17 protein-coding genes are annotated in these 16,863 nt (G+C 71.7%); 11 read left to right on the forward strand and 6 right to left on the reverse strand.

The genetic code is table 11. From position 1 onward, the window contains the following. Positions 1-7: 7 nt before the first annotated feature. On the reverse strand, positions 8-946 hold the full coding sequence (locus tag ACN27J_RS19915; protein WP_421368411.1) for a rhomboid family intramembrane serine protease: 939 nt from the start codon (positions 944-946) through the stop codon (positions 8-10). Between the two features lie 121 nt (positions 947-1,067). After that, positions 1,068-1,595: a peptidylprolyl isomerase gene (locus tag ACN27J_RS19920; RefSeq protein WP_281552572.1), complete on the reverse strand. Its 528-nt coding sequence runs from the start codon at positions 1,593-1,595 to the stop codon at positions 1,068-1,070. Positions 1,596-1,790: 195 nt separating this feature from the next. Between ACN27J_RS19920 and ACN27J_RS19925 the strand changes: the two genes are divergently transcribed. After that, positions 1,791-2,357 carry a hypothetical protein gene (locus tag ACN27J_RS19925; RefSeq protein ID WP_421368413.1) on the forward strand — a complete coding sequence of 189 codons (567 nt, stop codon included), beginning with the start codon at positions 1,791-1,793 and terminating at the stop codon, positions 2,355-2,357. 35 nt (positions 2,358-2,392) lie between these two features. Here ACN27J_RS19925 and corA read toward each other — a convergent pair whose 3' ends face one another. Together corA and ACN27J_RS19935 are read right to left on the reverse strand one after the other, a co-directional pair. Continuing rightward, complete coding sequence (gene corA, locus ACN27J_RS19930) at positions 2,393-3,544, reverse strand: magnesium/cobalt transporter CorA (protein WP_421368415.1); 1,152 nt, start codon at positions 3,542-3,544, stop codon at positions 2,393-2,395. Between the two features lie 72 nt (positions 3,545-3,616). Further along, entirely contained in the window at positions 3,617-4,714 is a 1,098-nt protein-coding gene (locus tag ACN27J_RS19935; protein WP_421368417.1) for a PLP-dependent aminotransferase family protein, read from the reverse strand. Positions 4,715-4,817: 103 nt separating this feature from the next. On the opposite strand from ACN27J_RS19935, the gene ACN27J_RS19940 reads away from it, so the two are divergent. From ACN27J_RS19940 to ACN27J_RS19960, 5 genes are read left to right on the forward strand one after another with little or no spacing between them, the layout of a single operon-like run. Further along, positions 4,818-5,294 carry an NUDIX domain-containing protein gene (locus ACN27J_RS19940; protein ID WP_421368420.1) on the forward strand — a complete coding sequence of 159 codons (477 nt, stop codon included), beginning with the start codon at positions 4,818-4,820 and terminating at the stop codon, positions 5,292-5,294. Further along, the gene (locus ACN27J_RS19945) at positions 5,291-6,073 is read left to right on the forward strand and encodes a hypothetical protein (protein WP_421368422.1); all 783 of its coding nucleotides are present in this window, start codon (positions 5,291-5,293) and stop codon (positions 6,071-6,073) included. Before ACN27J_RS19940 ends, ACN27J_RS19945 begins: the two co-directional genes overlap by 4 nt. A 53-nt stretch (positions 6,074-6,126) precedes the next feature. After that, positions 6,127-6,858: a sugar phosphate nucleotidyltransferase gene (locus tag ACN27J_RS19950; protein WP_123606432.1), complete on the forward strand. Its 732-nt coding sequence runs from the start codon at positions 6,127-6,129 to the stop codon at positions 6,856-6,858. Next, positions 6,846-7,913 carry an iron-containing alcohol dehydrogenase family protein gene (locus ACN27J_RS19955; RefSeq protein WP_421368425.1) on the forward strand — a complete coding sequence of 356 codons (1,068 nt, stop codon included), beginning with the start codon at positions 6,846-6,848 and terminating at the stop codon, positions 7,911-7,913. The genes ACN27J_RS19950 and ACN27J_RS19955 overlap by 13 nt, the downstream gene beginning before the upstream one ends. Before the next feature lie 7 nt (positions 7,914-7,920). Next, on the forward strand, positions 7,921-8,619 hold the full coding sequence (locus tag ACN27J_RS19960) for a CDP-alcohol phosphatidyltransferase family protein (protein WP_421368427.1): 699 nt from the start codon (positions 7,921-7,923) through the stop codon (positions 8,617-8,619). 112 nt (positions 8,620-8,731) lie between these two features. Here the strand turns inward: ACN27J_RS19960 and ACN27J_RS19965 are convergent, their stop codons facing one another. Further along, positions 8,732-9,943 carry a glycosyltransferase family 4 protein gene (locus ACN27J_RS19965; RefSeq protein ID WP_421368429.1) on the reverse strand — a complete coding sequence of 404 codons (1,212 nt, stop codon included), beginning with the start codon at positions 9,941-9,943 and terminating at the stop codon, positions 8,732-8,734. A gap of 46 nt (positions 9,944-9,989) precedes the next feature. Between ACN27J_RS19965 and ACN27J_RS19970 the strand changes: the two genes are divergently transcribed. The 4 genes from ACN27J_RS19970 to ACN27J_RS19985 all read left to right on the forward strand — a co-directional run bounded on the left by ACN27J_RS19970 (position 9,990) and on the right by ACN27J_RS19985 (position 14,840). After that, complete coding sequence (locus ACN27J_RS19970; RefSeq protein WP_421368431.1) at positions 9,990-10,883, forward strand: Fpg/Nei family DNA glycosylase; 894 nt, start codon at positions 9,990-9,992, stop codon at positions 10,881-10,883. 322 nt (positions 10,884-11,205) lie between these two features. Continuing rightward, positions 11,206-12,717 carry a sugar transferase gene (locus tag ACN27J_RS19975; protein ID WP_421368433.1) on the forward strand — a complete coding sequence of 504 codons (1,512 nt, stop codon included), beginning with the start codon at positions 11,206-11,208 and terminating at the stop codon, positions 12,715-12,717. 117 nt (positions 12,718-12,834) lie between these two features. Then, positions 12,835-14,088, forward strand: coding sequence for a sensor histidine kinase (locus ACN27J_RS19980; RefSeq protein WP_421368436.1), 1,254 nt, complete (start codon positions 12,835-12,837; stop codon positions 14,086-14,088). Continuing rightward, positions 14,085-14,840, forward strand: coding sequence for a LytR/AlgR family response regulator transcription factor (locus ACN27J_RS19985; RefSeq protein ID WP_278172503.1), 756 nt, complete (start codon positions 14,085-14,087; stop codon positions 14,838-14,840). Before ACN27J_RS19980 ends, ACN27J_RS19985 begins: the two co-directional genes overlap by 4 nt. Before the next feature lie 45 nt (positions 14,841-14,885). On the opposite strand, the gene ACN27J_RS19990 is transcribed toward ACN27J_RS19985, so the two are convergent. After that, on the reverse strand, positions 14,886-15,287 hold the full coding sequence (locus ACN27J_RS19990; protein WP_278172505.1) for a hypothetical protein: 402 nt from the start codon (positions 15,285-15,287) through the stop codon (positions 14,886-14,888). Between the two features lie 131 nt (positions 15,288-15,418). Between ACN27J_RS19990 and ACN27J_RS19995 the strand changes: the two genes are divergently transcribed. Beyond that, positions 15,419-16,765, forward strand: coding sequence for an ABC transporter substrate-binding protein (locus tag ACN27J_RS19995; protein WP_421372348.1), 1,347 nt, complete (start codon positions 15,419-15,421; stop codon positions 16,763-16,765). Positions 16,766-16,863: the final 98 nt, after the last annotated feature.

Raw genomic sequence — 16,863 nt, forward strand, 5'->3', positions numbered from 1 at the left:
CGGAAGGTCAACCGGCGTGCACCAGGGCTATCCGGGCAACCGTGACCAGGATCAGGAAGAGCAGCACGGCACCGGCACCGACCGCCTGCACGACGGTTCGGTTCGTACGCGGAGCGTAGGCCAGGATCGCCCCGATCAACCCGCCGGTGATCAGACCGCCGAGGTGCCCGGCGATCGACAGACTGGACACGGTGAAGGTCAGGATCAGGTTGATCACCAGGATGCCGACCACCGCTGAGGTGTCCCGCTTCAGCCGGCGCAGCACGATGAAGAACGCGGCGAACAGGCCGAAGACCGCGGTGGACGCGCCGGCGGACAGCGCACCCGGGTCGACCAGGTAGGCCGCGACGTTGCCGCCGAGCCCGGCGATCAGATACAGCGCCAGGAACCGGGCCGGCCCGAGCACCGCCTCCAGGTTGCGGCCGAGCACCCACAGCGCCCACATGTTGAACAGCAGGTGCAACAGCCCGTAGTGGATGAACATCGCGGTGATCAGCCGGTAGACGCCGCCGCCGTCGATGCCGACGAAGACGTCGCCGTACCCGGGCAGCGCCCCGGAAAGGACGGTGCCGTTGGCCCGGACGGTGACGTCCGGGCCGATCACCCCGCCGAACGCGTGCAGCCGCCCAGCGGCCGAGAAGAGCCCGGCGCCGAGCAGCGAGCCGCCGCCGGAGATCGCCACCCCGATCAGGGCGACGACCGCGTTGATGCCGATCAGGACCTTGGTGACGGTGCCCTGTTGGCCGGCGGCACTGCCGCCGAAGGCAGTGCGCGCCGACCGTTGGGTCCGTCGCCCTTCGGCGACGCACTCCGGGCACTGGTGCCCGACCGCGGCGTCCCGCATGCAGTCGGGGCAGATCGGCCGCTCGCACCGGGCGCACCGGACCCAGGTCTCCCGGGACGTGTGCCGGTAGCAGACCGGCACCGTCGGGGCCGGATCACTCATCACGCCACCTCACTGCGCCGGTGCCGACGACCCGTGCCGATAGCCGGCAACCCGGTGCTCGTTCATGAGCGCCAAGGTTACCCGGCGAGTTTCGCGGCGGCCGCCTCGCGACCGGTCGGTTTTAGCCGACCCGCTCGATCTCCACGCGGTTGATCACCACGTCGCTGAGCGGACGGTCCGCCGGGTTGGTCGGCGTGTTCGCGATCGAGTCGACGACCTTCGCCGAGTCCTGGTCCGCCACCTGACCGAAGATCGTGTGCCGGTTGTTCAGGTGGGTGGTCGCGCTGACCGTGATGAAGAACTGCGAACCGTTGGTGCCCGGTCCGGCGTTCGCCATCGCCAGCAGGTACGGACGGTCGAAGCGCAGCTCCGGGTGGAACTCGTCGGCGAACGTGTAGCCCGGACCGCCCCGACCGGTGCCGGTCGGGTCGCCCATCTGAACCATGAACCCGCTGATCACGCGGTGCGAGATGGTGCCGTCGAAGTACGGACCGCTGCCCGGCTGACCGGTACGCGGGTCGGTGTACTCGCGGGTGCCCTCGGCGAGCTCGACGAAGTTGCGGACCGTCTTCGGTGCGTGGTTGGCGAACAGCTCCAACCGGATCGGTCCGTGATTGGTGTGCAAGGTGGCGTAGACAGCCTCAGCCACGGGTACTCCTCAGTTGTTGGTCAGTTCCATGCGGATCCTCCCATGTGCCCGATCCGGTCACACGGAGGCACCCGAAGGTGGAGGATGACGGCGTAACGACGGCACAGGAGGTAGGCAGCGGTGTTGAGGATCTCCAGGCGCGCCAGGCGGCGGGATCTCGTCCGAGCGGAGCTCGGCGAGAGCCTAGATCATTTCATGCAGGCAGCGACGCACGCGGCCGGGGGCGTGGGGGCCACCGTCGGACCCCGGATCCACGCCGCCCGGGACGCGGTGGCACCCACCGCTGACCGGGTACGCGGCTCCGCATCCCAGGGCGTGACCGCGACCATGGCCACGCTGGCACCACTGGCGGTGGCCGCCGCCGACGGGGCCCGCCAGGCCCGCCGGGCAACCAGGAAGGCGAAGACGAAGAACATGAAAAACATGAAGAACCTGAAGGTAGCGAAACGGACCGCGATGCCGGCGATGAAGGCGAAGCTCACCCCGTCGAAGCGTGCCAAGCACAGCCGCCGCCGCTGGCCGATGATCGTCGGCGTGCTCGCGGCGGGAGCCGCGATCGGCACCATCGCGGTACGGCGTCGCCAGGCCGCCCAGTGGGAGGAGTACGACCCGGGTCAGGCGCTGGACACGATGCGGGCGGCCGGCAGTGCCACCCACGAGTCGGTCACGCCGAAGCCGGCCGACGGCGGCAAGCCGCACGGCGACCCGATCTCCGCGATGGACAGCGACCCGACGACGACCGCCCGCAACGGGCAGGCCTGAGCACCGGCGGTCGGACCGGCGCACGGTTGGCGGGTTCAGAGCCAGCCGTTGCGCCGGAACGACCGGTACAGCACCAGTGAGATGCTCAGCATCAGGGCGAGCACGACCGGGTAGCCGAACTCCCAACCGGTCTCCGGCATGAACTCGAAGTTCATCCCGTAGATGCCGGCCAACGCGGTCCACACCGCGGCGATACCGGCCCAGGCGGCGATCTTGCGCATGTCGTTGTTCTGCGCCACGGTCACCTGTGCCAGCCGGGCCTGCAGGATCGAGTTCAGCAGATCGTCGTACGCGTTGACCTGCTCCACCACCCGGCTGAGGTGGTCCTGCACGTCCCGGAAGTAGCGGCGGATCTCAGCCGGCACGTCCTCGTTGATCTCGGCGGTGAGGGTCATCATCGGCCGCTGCAGCGGCGCGACGGTGCGCTTGAACTCCACCAGCTCCCGCTTCAGCTGGTAGATCTCCTGCACCTTGTCGCTGGCCTCGGGCGAGAAGACGTCCGCCTCGACGGTGTCCAGATCGGTCTCGATCCGGTCCACCACCTCCAGGTAGAGGTCCACCACCCGGTCGGTGATCGCGTACGCCACCGCCCACGGCCCCTGCACCATCAGGTCCCGGTTGCGTTCCAGGTCGGCCCGCACCGGTGCCAGCCGGCAGGCGTCACCGTGCCGCACGCTGATCACGAAACCCTGCCCGATGAACAGCATCACCTGGCCGGTCTCCACCACCTCCGAGTCGCCGGTCAGCTTCTCGTGGTCGACGTACCGGGCGGTCCGCAGCACCAGGAAGTTGACCTCGCCGAACTGCTCCAGCTTGGGCCGCTGCTCGGCCTTGACCGCGTCCTCCACGGCCAGCTCGTGCAGCCCGTACGTGTCGGCGATGCCGGCCATCTCGGCCAGGCTCGGCTCGTGCAGCCCCAGCCAGACGAACGCGTTGCGCTCCCGACGGGCGGTGGCCAACGCCTCGGGATGCTGCCACGAGCCCGGCTGGCGGATGCCGTCGATGTAGAGCGCGCAGTCGACGACCCCGCTGCGTTCCTCGACCGGCGCCGGGTCCGGCGCGAGCGGCGTCTCGGTCGAGTTGAGCATCCGGCTGACCGCCCGGACCGGGGCCGTCCAGGCCCGCGACAACGCCCGGCTGCTCCCGCCGTCCGGCCACCGCTGCTGCCCACGGTCCTGGTCCGCCATCCGCCCGTCTCCTTCCCGGCACTCCGGAACCCCGGCACCCGGCCGACCGAAGCCGGCAGAGACGCCGGCCGGCTACCCCGCGCGTACCTCGTCGATCGCGGCCGCCAACCGGCGTACGCCTTCGTCGATCTGATCGACGGTGACCGCCGAGTACGCCAACCGCAGCGCGTGTTCGCCGCCGTCGAGCAGGAAGTCACTGCCCTTGACCACCGCGACACCGCGCCGCGCGGCCGCCGGCACCAGCGCGTCCACCGCCACGTCGTCCGGCAGGTCGACCCAGAGGAAGTACCCGCCGTCCGGCTCGGTGAACCGTACCCCCGGGATGTGCTTGCGCAACGACTCGGCCAGCACCCGGGCGCGCTCGGCCAGCGCGGTGCGCACCGTGGTGATCGACCGGTCCAGGTCACCGGAGACGCAGAACTGGTGCACGATCGCCTGGGCCACCATGCCCGGCGAGATGTACAGGTTGGTGGCGCGCGCCGCGATCTCCTTGATCAGGGTGGCCTCGCCGACCAGGTAGCCGACCCGGACCCCCGGGCAGACGGTCTTGGTGAAGCTGGAGGCGTGCACCACCACGCCGGCGGTGTCCAGCGAGAGCATCGACGGCAGCGCCTCGCCCCGGAACCGGATGTCGGCGTACGGGTCGTCCTCGAAGATGGTGAACCCGAACTCGGCCGCGAGCTCCAGCAACGCCCGCCGCTTCGGCAGCGACAGCGTCACCCCGGCCGGGTTCTGATAGTTCGGGATGACGTGCGCCAGCCGTGGCCGGACCCCGGACTCCAGCAGCTTGCGCAGCTCGTCGGTGTCCAGCCCGTCCGGCTGCAGCGTCACCGGGTGCACCTCGGCACCGAGCTGGCGCAGGTTGAGCAGCGTCCGGTCGTACGTCGGCCGCTCCACCACCACCGCGTCGCCCGGCTTCACCAGGTGGTCGAAGAGAAACGCGTCGGCCTGCAGCGACCCGTTGGTCACCAGCACCTGCTCCGGCGCGACCCGGTGCTTGTCGGCGATCCAGCGGCGCAACGGAACGTAGCCGACGGAGGTGCCGTAGGCGGTCACCCCGGCCGGGTCGGCGTCGAAGGCTCGGCCGGCGGCGGCCTTCAGCCCGTCGATGTCGACGATGTCCAGCGAGGGCGCCCCACGGGCGAACGAGATCAGCTGCTCGGCGCTCATGGGTGCCAGCGTACGACCTGCCCGGCCGATCACCGCCGGCTGGTGCGCCAGCACACATGCTGGTCCTGGTTCTTCCCCCGGGGTGCTCGCTAGGGTCACAGGCGTGTCCGCCCCACCCCCCGACCGTGCGGCAGCCAGCGAACCGCTGCGCTGCGTCGCGGCGCTGATCGTCGACGACGACGGCCGGATCTTCTTCCAGCGCCGGTCGCCGCAGCGTCGACTGTTCCCCGACACCTGGGACATCGCCGGCGGCCACCTCGAAGCCGGCGAGACGCCGATCGAGGCCCTGCACCGGGAGGTACGCGAGGAGACCGGGTGGACCGTCTCCCACATTCTCGCCGAGGTCGGCGAGTACACCTACGTCGGCAACGACGGCATCGCCCGGGTCGAGCTCGACTATCTGGTACGGGTCGACGGTGACCTGGCCAATCCGCAGCTCGAAGCCGGCAAGCACACCGAGTTCCGCTGGCTCGCCGCCGACGCGCTCGACGTGCTCGACGAGTCGGCCCACGTCAACGACGGGCTGATCCGGCGGATCGCCGAGAACGGCTTCGCCGTACTGCGCTCCCTGGGCCTGTGAGCGCCGGCGACCAGCTGTGGCTGCCCGGTCACCGGTGCGCGGCGCTCATCGCCCCCGTCATCGACCGGGTGCACCGGGCCGCGATGGCCGCCGCCGACACCGCCGGGGCCGAGCTGCGTCAGCGGTACGGCGGTCCGGCCGCCGTCGGCTACCTGGTCGACCTGCGGACCCGGCTGGCCGCGCCGGCCGGCCTGGTCGACGCCGCCGGGTTCGCCGCCGTCACCCGCTACCAGGACCCGGCGAGCTGTCAGCGGGTGCTGGACAAGCAGGTCGCGTACGGGATGCTGGTACGCCATCCGGACGGGGCGCTGCGGGCCACCGAACGCGGCGGCGCTTTCCTCACCGACCTGTACGCACTGCACGCCGCGGTCACCGGGCAGATCTGGGGTGCCGAACACGCGGCCCGGCTGGTCCGGCTGGTCGAACTGACCGGCCGGCTGCTGGCCGCCGCGCTGGCCGACCCCGGCACGGCCGACCCCGGCACCGGCGGGCAGGACGCGTTCCGCGCGGTCGCCCCGCCGTACGAACCGGAGGGCACCCCGGCCGGGGTGCTGCTGCTCAACCGGCTCACCGTGCTGCGCTACCACCGGGCCGACGCGCACGCCGCCGCCTGGACCGCCGCCGGGCACACCGCCCGCAGCATCGTCGACCTGCCACCCGGACCGGCCCGGCTGGCCATCGAGCAGGAGACCGACCGCCGGGCCGCCGGCCCGTACCAGGCGCTGGAGCCGGAGCAGCGGTTGACGCTGCTCGCCGACCTCGCCGCGCTTCCCGGCTGATGCCGCTATCCTCCACCGGTATCCCACCCACCCCTCACCAGGAGGACCGTCTGATGATCGGTCTCGTGCTCGCTGCCGGAGCGGGACGGCGGCTGCGGCCGTACACCGACACACTGCCGAAAGCGCTGGTACCGGTCGACGGGGAGACCACGATCCTGGACATCGGGCTGCGCAACCTCGCCGCCGCCGGGCTCACCGACGTGGTCGTCGTCGTCGGCTACGCCGCGGACGCGGTCCGGACCCGGCAGGCCGACCTGCAGGACCGGCACGGCGTGAAACTGACCCTGGTCGACAACGACCGCGCCGAGGAATGGAACAACGCGTACTCGCTGTGGCTGGCGCGGGACCACTTCGCCGCCGGTGCGCTGCTGGTCAACGGCGACACCGTGCACCCGGCCAGCGTCGAGCAGACGCTGCTGGCCGGGCGCGGGCCGGGCATCCTGCTCGCGGTCGACACGGTCAAGAAGCTCGCCGACGAGGAGATGAAGGTCGTCTTCGACGACGCCGGGCAGCTGACCCGGATCACCAAGCTGATGGATCCGGCGCAGGCGCACGGCGAGTACATCGGCGCGACGCTGATCGAGGCGTCGGCCGCCGCCGGGCTCGCCGAGGCGCTGGAGGCGACCTGGCGTCGCGACCCCAACCTCTACTACGAGGACGGCTACCAGGAGTACGCCGACCGTGGCGGTGAGGTACGGGCAGCGCCGATCGGCGACGTCGACTGGGTCGAGGTGGACAACCACGACGACCTGATCAAGGCTCGGGACATCGCATGCCGCTACTAGCCCGTACCGTGCACACCCCGCTCGCCATCGACGTGCGCCGGGGTGCCGTCGCCGGCCTGGGCGCGCTGCTCGCCGACCGCCGGATCTCCGCCGGCGGCGAGGTCGCCGTGGTGGTCGGCCCCGGCCAGGGCGAGCGAATCGCCGAGCTGATCGCTCCCGGGCTCGGCCGGGCCGACGTCTTCACCGTCGCCGGCGGCACCCTGGACGCCGCCCACGAGCTGGGCGAGAAGCTGCGGCAACGCTCCTACGACGCGGTCGTCGGCATCGGCGGCGGCAAGACCATCGACACCGCCAAGTACGCCGCCTCCCGGTACGCCGTACCGATGGTGAGCGTGGCGACCAGCCTGGCCAACGACGGGATCGCCTCCCCGGTGGCGTCGCTGGACCACGACGGCGGGCGCGGGTCGTACGGCGTGCACATCCCGTTGGCGATCGTGGTCGATCTGGACTTCGTCGAGGACGGTCCGGACCGGCAGACCCTGGCCGGCATCGGCGACGCGTTGAGCAACCTCAGCGCGGTCGCCGACTGGGAGTTGGCGCACGCGGTCCGCGACGAGCCGATCGACGGTCTCGCCGTGACGCTGGCCCGCACCGGGGCGGAGGCGCTGATCAGCCATCCGGGCGGGCTCGGCGACGACGCGTTCCTGACCACCCTCGCCGAGGCGTTGATCCTGGGCGGGATCGCGATGGCGGTGTGCGGGTCGAGCCGGCCGGCCAGTGGCGGCTGCCACGAGATCTCGCACGCCCTCGACCTGCTGCACCCCGGCGCCGGTTCACACGGCGAGCAGGTCGGGCTGGGTGCGCTGTTCTGCACCTTCCTGCGCGGGGACCAACTGCGGTTCGGGCAGTTGGCGGCGGCACTGCGCCGGCACGGGCTGCCGGTACGCCCGGCCGACCTGGGGCTGACCGACGACGATTTTGTCGCCGCCGTGCTGCACGCCCCGCACACCCGACCGGACCGGTACACCATCCTGGAACACCTGCACCTCGGTGCGGATGCCGTCCGGGAGCGGCTGGCAGAATACCTCGGTGCCCTCAGCATGCCCGCAAGGTGAACAAACAGTGTCTACCCCGTTCCTGAAAGACTTCTTTCAGGCGAACAGAGGGGGCGGGCTGTTCAGCGAGGCGGTCAGCCAGCGGCTGGGGGCGGTGTTCGCGTACGCCGCCGCCCGGCTGCGGTTGGCACCGACCGTGCTGACCGTGGCGAACCTGCTGCTCGGGCTGGCCGCGTCGGTGGTGGTGATCGCGACCGCCGACGCGGTGGCCGACGGCTCCGTCCCGGCCTGGCTGATCGGGCTGGTCGCACTGGTCGGCTGGCAGATCGCGTACGCGCTGGACTGCGCCGACGGGCAGCTGGCCCGGGTGACCGGGCAGACCAGCGCGGCCGGTGCCCGGGTCGACGTGCTCTGCGACGTGGCCGCGCAGATCGCGCTGGTCACGGCGCTGTCCGCGGTGGCGGTGGCGCAGCTGCCGGATACTCCGGTGTGGCTGCTCGCGGCGTTCGCCGGCACCTGGATGGTGAACCTGGTGACCTCGGTGATGCAGGCCGGCCCGAACGCGGCCAGCATGGTCACCTCGACCTCGCTGCCCGTACGGCTGGTGAAGCTGATCCGCGACTACGGCGCGGTGATCTTCGTCGCCGGGTTGGTGCTGATCGCCGCTCCGGCGCTGACGGTCTGGCTGATCGCCGCGTTCACCGTGGTCAACGGCGGTTTCCTGCTGGCCAGCATCACCTTCTCCGCCCGCGCTGCCCTGCGCTGACCGACCTCCGCGGGCCTGAAGATCACCCTCGCGGGCCTGAAGATCACATGATGGAAATTCGGGATGGCACCGGCGTGTCGGCCGGTTTTTCGTCAACTGATCTTGGTGGCGGTCAACTGATCTTGGTGGCGACCGCGTCGTAGACGGCCAGGTGCTGCTTCATCACCACGTCGGGGTGGAAGGTGGTCTCGTAACGGGTGCGGGCGACGCCGGCCAGTGCGGCGGCGCCAGCGCGGGCGACCGGCAGGGCGGCGGCGAGTGCGGCAGTCTCCGGCGGCACCACCCAGCCGGCGGGGCCAGCAGCCCTGACGCCAGCAGCCCCGGTGCCAGCGGTGCCGGTGTCGGCGCCGACCAGGTAGGGGATGCCGCCGAGGGCGGTGCCGAGCACCGGCCGGCCGCTGGCCAACGCCTCGATCACCACGGTCGGCAGGACGTCGTGCCAGGTCGAGACGGCCAGCACCACGGCGCTGGCGCGCAGCGCGTCGCGTACCCCTGATCTGTCCAGCGGGCCGAGGAAGTCGATGTCGGAGCGCCCGGCGGCGGCGGTCTCGACCAGCGGCCGCAGCTCGCCGTCGCCGCCGATGCGCAGCGTGCCGAGCGCCCCGTCCGGGTGCCGCTGCCAGGCGTCGAGCAGCAGGCCGATGCCCTTCTCCGGGGTGAGCCGGCCGAGGAACAGGAAGCCGTCGCCGAGCGGTGCGGGCGGGCCGGGATCGGCGATCGCGTTCGGCTTGACGACGATCCGCTCGTCGGGGATGCCGTACCCACGCAAATGCTCGGCGACCGCCGAGGTGAGCGCGATGAACCGGTCGACCGAGCGCCAGGTGGGCCGGTGCAGGGCCAGGGTCGCGGCCATCACCGCGCTCTGCGCCCGGGAGCCGCGGTAGCAGCGGTGCACCACGCCGGGCAGGCCGATCGCCCGGCCCTGGCAGTCGGTGCAGATCCGGCCGTCGCGGAAGTACAGCCCGGCCGAGCAGACCTGCCGGTAGTTGTGCACGGTGTGCACCACCGGCACCCGGTGCCGGTGCGCGGTGCGGATCGCCCAGGGCGAGATCAGCGGGTACGGGTTGTGCAGGTGCAGCACGTCCGGCCGGTGCTCGGTGAGCAGCCGGTCCAGGTCGCGTTGGGCGGCCGGGGCGTAGCTGGGCGAGATCGGCAGCAGCGCCTTGCCGGTGGCCGGCAGCGCCGGGATGTCGTCAGAGCTGCGCAGGAACGGGATCACCTCGACGCCGGCGGCGGCCAACTGGTCGATCTCGCTGTCGACGATGACGTTCTCGCCGGACGGCTGGGCCTGCCGGTATCGGTTGTGCGCCACGACGACTCTCACCCGGTCAACCCTCCTGCTCGACGTCGTCAGACGCTACCGTCTGAGGGTGCCCGAGTTGCCGGAGGTACAGGCGCTCGCGGCCTACCTGCGCCAGCGCGCGGTCGGCCGCCGGGTCGAGCGTGTCGAGGTGTCGGCGATCAACGCGCTCAAGACGTACGACCCGCCGCCGTCGGCGGTCGCCGGCCGGACGGTCACCGACGCCGGCCGGCATGGCAAGTTCCTCGACGTCGAGCTGGACGGCGCGGAGCCCGGTGCGGCCGGGGTGGACGGTGCGGAGCTGCACCTGGTGGTGCATCTGGCGCGGGCCGGCTGGCTGCACTACCGGGAGTCGTTTCCCTCGGCCGCGCCGTTGAAGCCGGGCAAGGGGCCGATCGCCGTACGGGTCCGCCTCGACGACGGCTCGGGCTTCGACCTGACCGAGGCCGGTACGCAGAAGAAGCTGGCCGCGTACCTGGTGACCGATCCGGCGCAGGTGCCCGGGGTGGCCCGGCTGGGTCCGGACGCGCTCGCGGTGGACCCGGACACCTTCGCGCAGCGGCTGCGCGGTCGGCGGGGTCAGGTCAAGGGGGTGCTGACCGAGCAGGAGGTGCTGGCCGGCATCGGCAACGCGTACTCGGACGAGATCCTGCACACCGCGCGGTTGTCGCCGTTCGCGTTGACGAACCGGCTCACCGACGATCAGCTGGCGGGGTTGTACGAGGCGGCGCGGCGGGTGCTGACCGACGCGGTGGACCGGTCGGTGGGTCAGCGGGCGGCCGAGCTGAAGGGCGAGAAGCGCTCGGGGATGCGGGTGCACGGTCGAACCGGCCTGCCCTGCCCTGTTTGCGGCGATCAGGTGCGAGAAGTCTCTTTTGCAGATTCAAGCCTGCAGTACTGCCCCACCTGCCAGACCGGCGGCCGCCCACTCGCTGACCGACGGTTGTCCCGTCTTGTGCGTTAGGTGACCAAATGGGGCGCAGAAGCCCGTACGTCCCGCGCCACGGCGATCTGCACCACAACGGAGACTTCCGCGGAGACGATCCATCGGTATAGTGGCCCGGTCCCAATGCTTCAACACCACCGGAACCGCCGGTCCCCACCGTTCGGCCGGGGGGCGTAAAGTCTTTCGGGTTACCGTCCGTGTACGGGCACCGTGAGAGACTGAGCTGGTGGGCGAGCCAAGCCTTCACGGAGAGTGGGCGGCACGTGTCACGCGGGAGGACGTGGGTGAGGTGACGACAAGCCTCCAGCGCCCGGTAACCAACACCAGCCGGAGCAACAGGGTGCGCCACGTCGACAGCTTCGAGATCCAACCGCCGACGCCGACACCGACCAACGGCGTACCCCGGTCCGCCTGGGCTCGGGCACGGCGTCGCGCGTCGCGCTGGCACCGTCCGTACACTGCGGTCCTGCTCGCGCTGGACTTCGCGGCGGCGGTGCTGGCCAGCTACCTGTCGATCTCGCTGTTCGAGAAGGCCACCTCCGGGTTCTCCGACGCCGATGTGGACGCCACCTGGTTCCACACCGTCACCTACCTGCTGCTGCCGCTCGGCTGGGTGGTGGTGCTCTGGGGCACCGGCGCCTACGACCGGCGCTACCTCGGGCTCGGCACCGACGAGTTCAAGCGGGTGCTGCGCGGTGGGGTGACGGTCGCCGCAAGCGTCTCGTTCCTCGCCTTCGCCACCAAGACCGACCTGTCCCGGCTCTCGGTGGCCACCGCGCTGCTCGGCGCGCTGGCGTTCATCCTGATGTTCCGCTTCCTCGCCCGGTACGCCCTGCACGTACTGCGTCGGCGGATCGGGCAGGCCACGCACCGGATGGTGCTGGTCGGCACCCTGCCGGAGACCCTGGAGGTCTTCACGGCGGTGACCCGCAGTCCCGCCGCCGGGCTGATGCCGGTCGCCATCCACCTCACCGACGGCTACGCGGCGGCGCGGGGCCTCGAGACCCCGGTGCCGGTGTACGCCGGCCGCAACGTCCTCGCGCTGGTCCGGGAGGTCGGCGCGGACACCATCGCGGTCTGCGGCTCGGCCAGCTCCGAGCCGGGCGAGCTGCGCCGGCTCGCCTGGCAGCTGGAGGGCAGCGGGATCGACCTGGTGGTCGCACCGCAGCTGACCGACATCGCCGGTCCACGGGTGCACATTCGGCCGATCGAAGGTCTGCCGCTGCTGCACGTCGAGGAGCCCACCCTCTCCGGGCTGGGCTGGCTGGCCAAGAACCTGCTGGACCGGGTGGCCGCCGGGCTGGGTCTGATCATGCTGGCGCCACTGTTCCTGGCGGTGGCGATCGCGATCCGGTTCTCCGACCGGGGGCCGGTCTTCTTCCGGCAGCCCCGGGTCGGCCATGAGGGCCGGGTGTTCCGGGTCTGGAAGTTCCGGACCATGTACGTCGACGCCGAGGAGCGGCTTGCCTCGCTGGTCGACCAGAACGAGACCGACGGCATGCTGTTCAAGATCCGCAACGATCCGCGGGTCTTCCCGATCGGTCGGTTCCTGCGAGCCAGCTCGATCGACGAGCTGCCCCAACTGATCAACGTGCTCAAGGGCGAGATGTCACTGGTCGGGCCGCGGCCGCTGCCCGCCGACGACGGAGACTTCCTCGGCGACGTCCGGCGGCGGCTGCTGGTCCGGCCCGGGATGACCGGGCTGTGGCAGGTCTCCGGCCGGTCCGACCTGTCCTGGGACGAAGCGGTCCGGCTGGACCTCTACTACGTCGACAACTGGTCGCTGACCTACGACCTGAGCATCCTGTGGCGCACCATCGGCGTCGTACTGGCCCGCAAGGGTGCCTACTGACCGATCCCGGATGCCGACGGATGACAGAAAGTCCGTCGAAAGCGGGCAGCCGACCGCTGACCGACCGATCGTCGCCTTCCGCTTGGCAGCACCGCCGGTAGCGGACAAGATCTGTCCGTGGCGGCAAACCTATCCGCACCACTGGCGGTCCTGGCTCTGGTGACCGCGCTGGCCGCCGCGGTGTACGCGGTCGTCCGGCTGCGCGCCCGGCGCGGGATCGCCACCGCGACGCAGCGGGCGACGTACCAGGTCCTGCACACCGCCGGCCTGGCCGCCGAACCGCTGCGCAACGGGCTGGGCGCGACCGACGCGGCCAAGGCCGTCCGGCACCTGCGGGCGCTGGTCGGCGCCCCGGGCGCGGCGCTGACCGGCAGCGAGGCGGTGCTCGCGTTCGACGGCCGCGGCCAGCACCACGCCGAGCAGTTCACCGCCGCCGCCCAGCGGGCGTTCGACGCCGGCCGCTCCCTCGTGCTGACCGCCCGGGACCTGCCCTGTGACCGGTCCGACTGTCTGGTGCGCGGGGCCGTCGTCGCCCCGCTCACCGGGCCGGACGGCGACGCCACCGTCGCGCTGGTCGCGGTGGTCGACGACGATCCGGCACCGGGGCTGGTGCAGGCGACCCTGGAGACCGCCCGGTGGGCCGGCAGCCAACTGGCGCTGGCCGAGCTGGACTCGTCCCGGGAACGGCTGGCCAGAGCCGAGGTACGGGCGCTGCGGGCGCAGATCAGCCCGCACTTCATCTACAACGCGCTGACCGCGATCGCGTCGTTCGTCCGCACCGACCCGGAACGGGCCCGGGATCTGATCCTGGAGTTCGCCGAGTTCACCCGCTACTCGTTCCGGGCGCACGGCGAGTTCACCACACTCGCCGAGGAGCTGCGGTCGATCGACCGGTACCTGACCATCGAACGGGCCCGGTTCGGCGAACGGCTCCAGGTCCGACTGCAGATCGCCCCGGAGGTGCTGCCGGTGCATCTGCCCTTCCTCTGCCTGCAGCCACTGGTGGAGAATGCGGTACGGCACGGACTGTCACGCAAGCCAGGGCTCGGCACGGTCAGCATCGAGGCACGCGACGCCGGGACCGAGTGCCACATCACCGTCGAGGACGACGGAGTGGGGATGGACCCGGCGGTGCTGACCGCCGGCGCCGACCCGGTACGTCGCGGCGCCGACCCGGCCGACGACGCCGGCCAGCACGTCGGCCTGTCGAACGTCGACGAACGGCTGCGCTCGGTCTTCGGCGACGAGTTCGGGCTGGTGGTGGAGACGGCGGTGGGAGCGGGTACGAAGGTGAGCATGCGGGTGCCGAAGTTCCACCCCGACGTACGGCCGGGGGCGGGCGCGACCGGCCGGTGGGAGGTGCTGTCGTGACCCCGTTCCTGCGGGTACTCGCGGTGGACGACGAACCCCCCGCCCTCGACGAACTGGCGTACCTGCTGCGGGCCGACCCCCGGGTGGCCCGGCTGCACACCGCCGCCGACGCCACCGAGGCGCTGCGGGTGCTGCGCGACACCGACGTCGACGCCGTCTTCCTCGACATCCGGATGCCCGGGCTGGACGGCATGGAGCTGGCCCGGGTGCTGCGCCGGTTCGCCCGGCCACCGGCGATCGTCTTCGTCACCGCGTACGACGACGCCGCGGTTGACGCCTTCGATTTGGGTGTCACCGACTACGTCCGCAAACCGGTACGCGCGGAGCGGCTGGCCGAGTCGGTCCGCCGGGTGCTGACCGCCCGGGTGGTGCCGACCCATCCGGCGGCAATCGCCCGCAACGAGGAGGACCCGGCGATCCCGGTGGAGCTGGCCGGGACCACCCGGATGCTGCCCCGGTCGGCGGTGCGCTGGGTGGAGGCGCAGGGTGACTACGCCCGGCTGCACACGGCCGACGGCTCGCACCTGGTCCGGGTGCCGCTGGCCACCCTCGGCGAACGCTGGGCCGATGCCGGCTTCGTCCGCATCCACCGGTCGTTCCTGGTCCAGCTCCGGCTGATCACCGAGCTGCGGCTGGCCAACTCCGGGTACGTGGTGGTGATCGACGGCACCGAGCTGCCGGTCTCCCGACGGCACACCCGGGAACTGAAGGACAAGCTGGTCCGGGCGGCCAAACACGACTGGAGCAGGTGACCGACGGCCCGGCGGGCTCCCATTAGGCGGCCCGGCGGGCTCCCATTAGGCGGCCCGGCGGCGGCGCAGTGTGGCGACCGCCGACCCGGCCAGCGTGAGCAGGCACTCCGGCAGCTGCCCGTCGGCCAACGCGGCACCGAACAGCGCCTCCCCGGTCGAGTCGTCCGAGTTGGCGTACGCGCTGATGAACCTGGCCACCCACCGCGCGTCATAGCCCGCCTCGTCGATGCCGGGAAAGTCGAGGGCCCAGCCGCCAGCCGGTACGTCGTCGCCGACCATCGTCGCGGCCAGGCACCACGCGACGTCGTACGCCCCGGTGACCCCGCTGCGGTCCACCACCGCGTCGAAGACATCCGCGACGCCGTCGCTGTCACCGGCCAGAGCGGAGCGCAGGATCTCCGCAGCGTCGGTGAACGCCTCGTCGGACCCATCGCGTCGGTCGGTCATGAGCCGAAGGGTAGGCGGCGAGGTCAAGGCACCGGCCGGGTCGCCGTCACCGGCAGGCCGGCTGACGTCGCGTTCCAGCCGAGGAGGCGCTAAGGTGCCCTGCGGACCTTCGGCCGATGGAGGACGTCCCCATGCTCGTGTCACGCGGCTCCCGCACCGCCGCCCTGGCGTTCTGCACAATCATGCTGGTCGGCGCGGCGAGCTGCGCCGAACCGGCGGCCACCGAGGAGTCCCAGGTCAACCCGGTGCGGCTGTACGGCACCGACGGCAACATGAGCAACTCGTTCGGGGCAGAGTTCGAGGGCCAGACCACGCTGCTGACCGGGATGAAGGGCACCAGCCCGCTCACCCCGCTGTCGGACGACTTCATCAGCAGGCTGCGCACGGTCGACCGGCAACTCAGCGACTTCCTGTACGCCGGCGAGGCGTACGACGCGGTGGTGATCAGCGCGCTCGCCACCCAGTTGGCCGGCAGCACCGACCCGACCGACATCGCCGCCCAGATCAACGGAGTGACCACCGGCGGCGAGCAGTGCGACGTCGTCGCAGTGTGTCTGGAGCTGGCCCGGGACGGGACGGACATCGCCTACCGGGGGGTCTCCCTGAAACGGGGTGGCTTCACCGACGCCGGGGAGCCGTCCACCGCCAGCTACGCCACCCTGCACTTCGACGGCGACGGCCAGATCAACGACGGCAAGACCGAGTTCGTCGGCGCCGGGGACGAGTCGACGACCACCACGGCCGCGCCGCCACCGGCCGAGCCGGAGACCTTCGCCACCCGCGCCGAGGCACCGCTGAAGCTGGGCGGCCTGCTGCCGCGCACCGGCGACCTGGCGTTGGCGTACCCGCCGTTGGCGGCCGGCGCGGCGCTCGCGGTCCGGGAGATCAACGAGGCCGGCGGGGTGCTCGGTGAGCCGGTCGAATGGTTCGACGGCGACGACGGGACCAACCCGGATGTGGCCCGCCGGACCGTCGCCGGGCACGTCGACGAAGGGGTGCACGTCATCATCGGTGCCGGTGCGTCCGGCATCTCCCGCGAGGTGCTGCCGGACGTGGCGGCCGCCGGGCTGATCCTGTTCTCGCCCAGCAACACCGACGCCGGGCTGAGCGAGGTCGACGACCAGGGGCTGTACTTCCGTACCGCGCCGTCGGACCTGCTGCAGGGGCGGGCGCTCGCCGACGTGATCCTGCGGGACGGGTCGCAGCGGATCGCGCTGGTGGCCCGCAAGGACTCGTACGGCGAGGGCCTGCAGGAGAACGTCCGGGCGGAGCTGGACCGGGCCGGGGTCGGACCGGACCGGCTCAAGCTGCTCAGCTACGAGCCGCCGGCCGGCGCGGACGCGCCGCCGGTGAACTTCGACAGTGAAGCCCAGGAGATCAAGGCGTTCGGCGCGGACGCGATCCTGATCATCGGTTTCGCCGAGTCGGCCGAGGTGATCAAGTCGCTGGCCGCAGCCGGGCTGCCGATCGCCGAGTAGACCGGGTCGGTAGCAGATTGGGCCGGCGGTCGCGGGGCCCCCGCCGGCCGGTCCGTCCAGCTGGCACTTTCTCGGGATCACAGGCAGGTCGCCGCTGC

It is taken from the genome of Solwaraspora sp. WMMB762, assembly GCF_049179115.1.
Taxonomy (GTDB): Bacteria; Actinomycetota; Actinomycetes; order Mycobacteriales; family Micromonosporaceae; genus Micromonospora_E.

Bases quoted from the DNA above. Each gene is read 5' to 3' on its own strand.
- ACN27J_RS19935 (WP_421368417.1), bottom strand. From the start codon at position 4,714: ATGAGCGCCGAGCAGCTGATCTCGTTCGCCCGTGGGGCGCCCTCGCTG.
- ACN27J_RS19995 (WP_421372348.1), top strand. From the start codon at position 15,419: ATGCTCGTGTCACGCGGCTCCCGCACCGCCGCCCTGGCGTTCTGCACA.
- ACN27J_RS19955 (WP_421368425.1), top strand. From the start codon at position 6,846: ATGCCGCTACTAGCCCGTACCGTGCACACCCCGCTCGCCATCGACGTG.
- ACN27J_RS19925 (WP_421368413.1), top strand. From the start codon at position 1,791: ATGCAGGCAGCGACGCACGCGGCCGGGGGCGTGGGGGCCACCGTCGGA.
- ACN27J_RS19950 (WP_123606432.1), top strand. From the start codon at position 6,127: ATGATCGGTCTCGTGCTCGCTGCCGGAGCGGGACGGCGGCTGCGGCCG.
- ACN27J_RS19990 (WP_278172505.1), bottom strand. From the start codon at position 15,287: ATGACCGACCGACGCGATGGGTCCGACGAGGCGTTCACCGACGCTGCG.
- corA (WP_421368415.1), bottom strand. From the start codon at position 3,544: ATGGCGGACCAGGACCGTGGGCAGCAGCGGTGGCCGGACGGCGGGAGC.
- ACN27J_RS19915 (WP_421368411.1), bottom strand. From the start codon at position 946: ATGAGTGATCCGGCCCCGACGGTGCCGGTCTGCTACCGGCACACGTCC.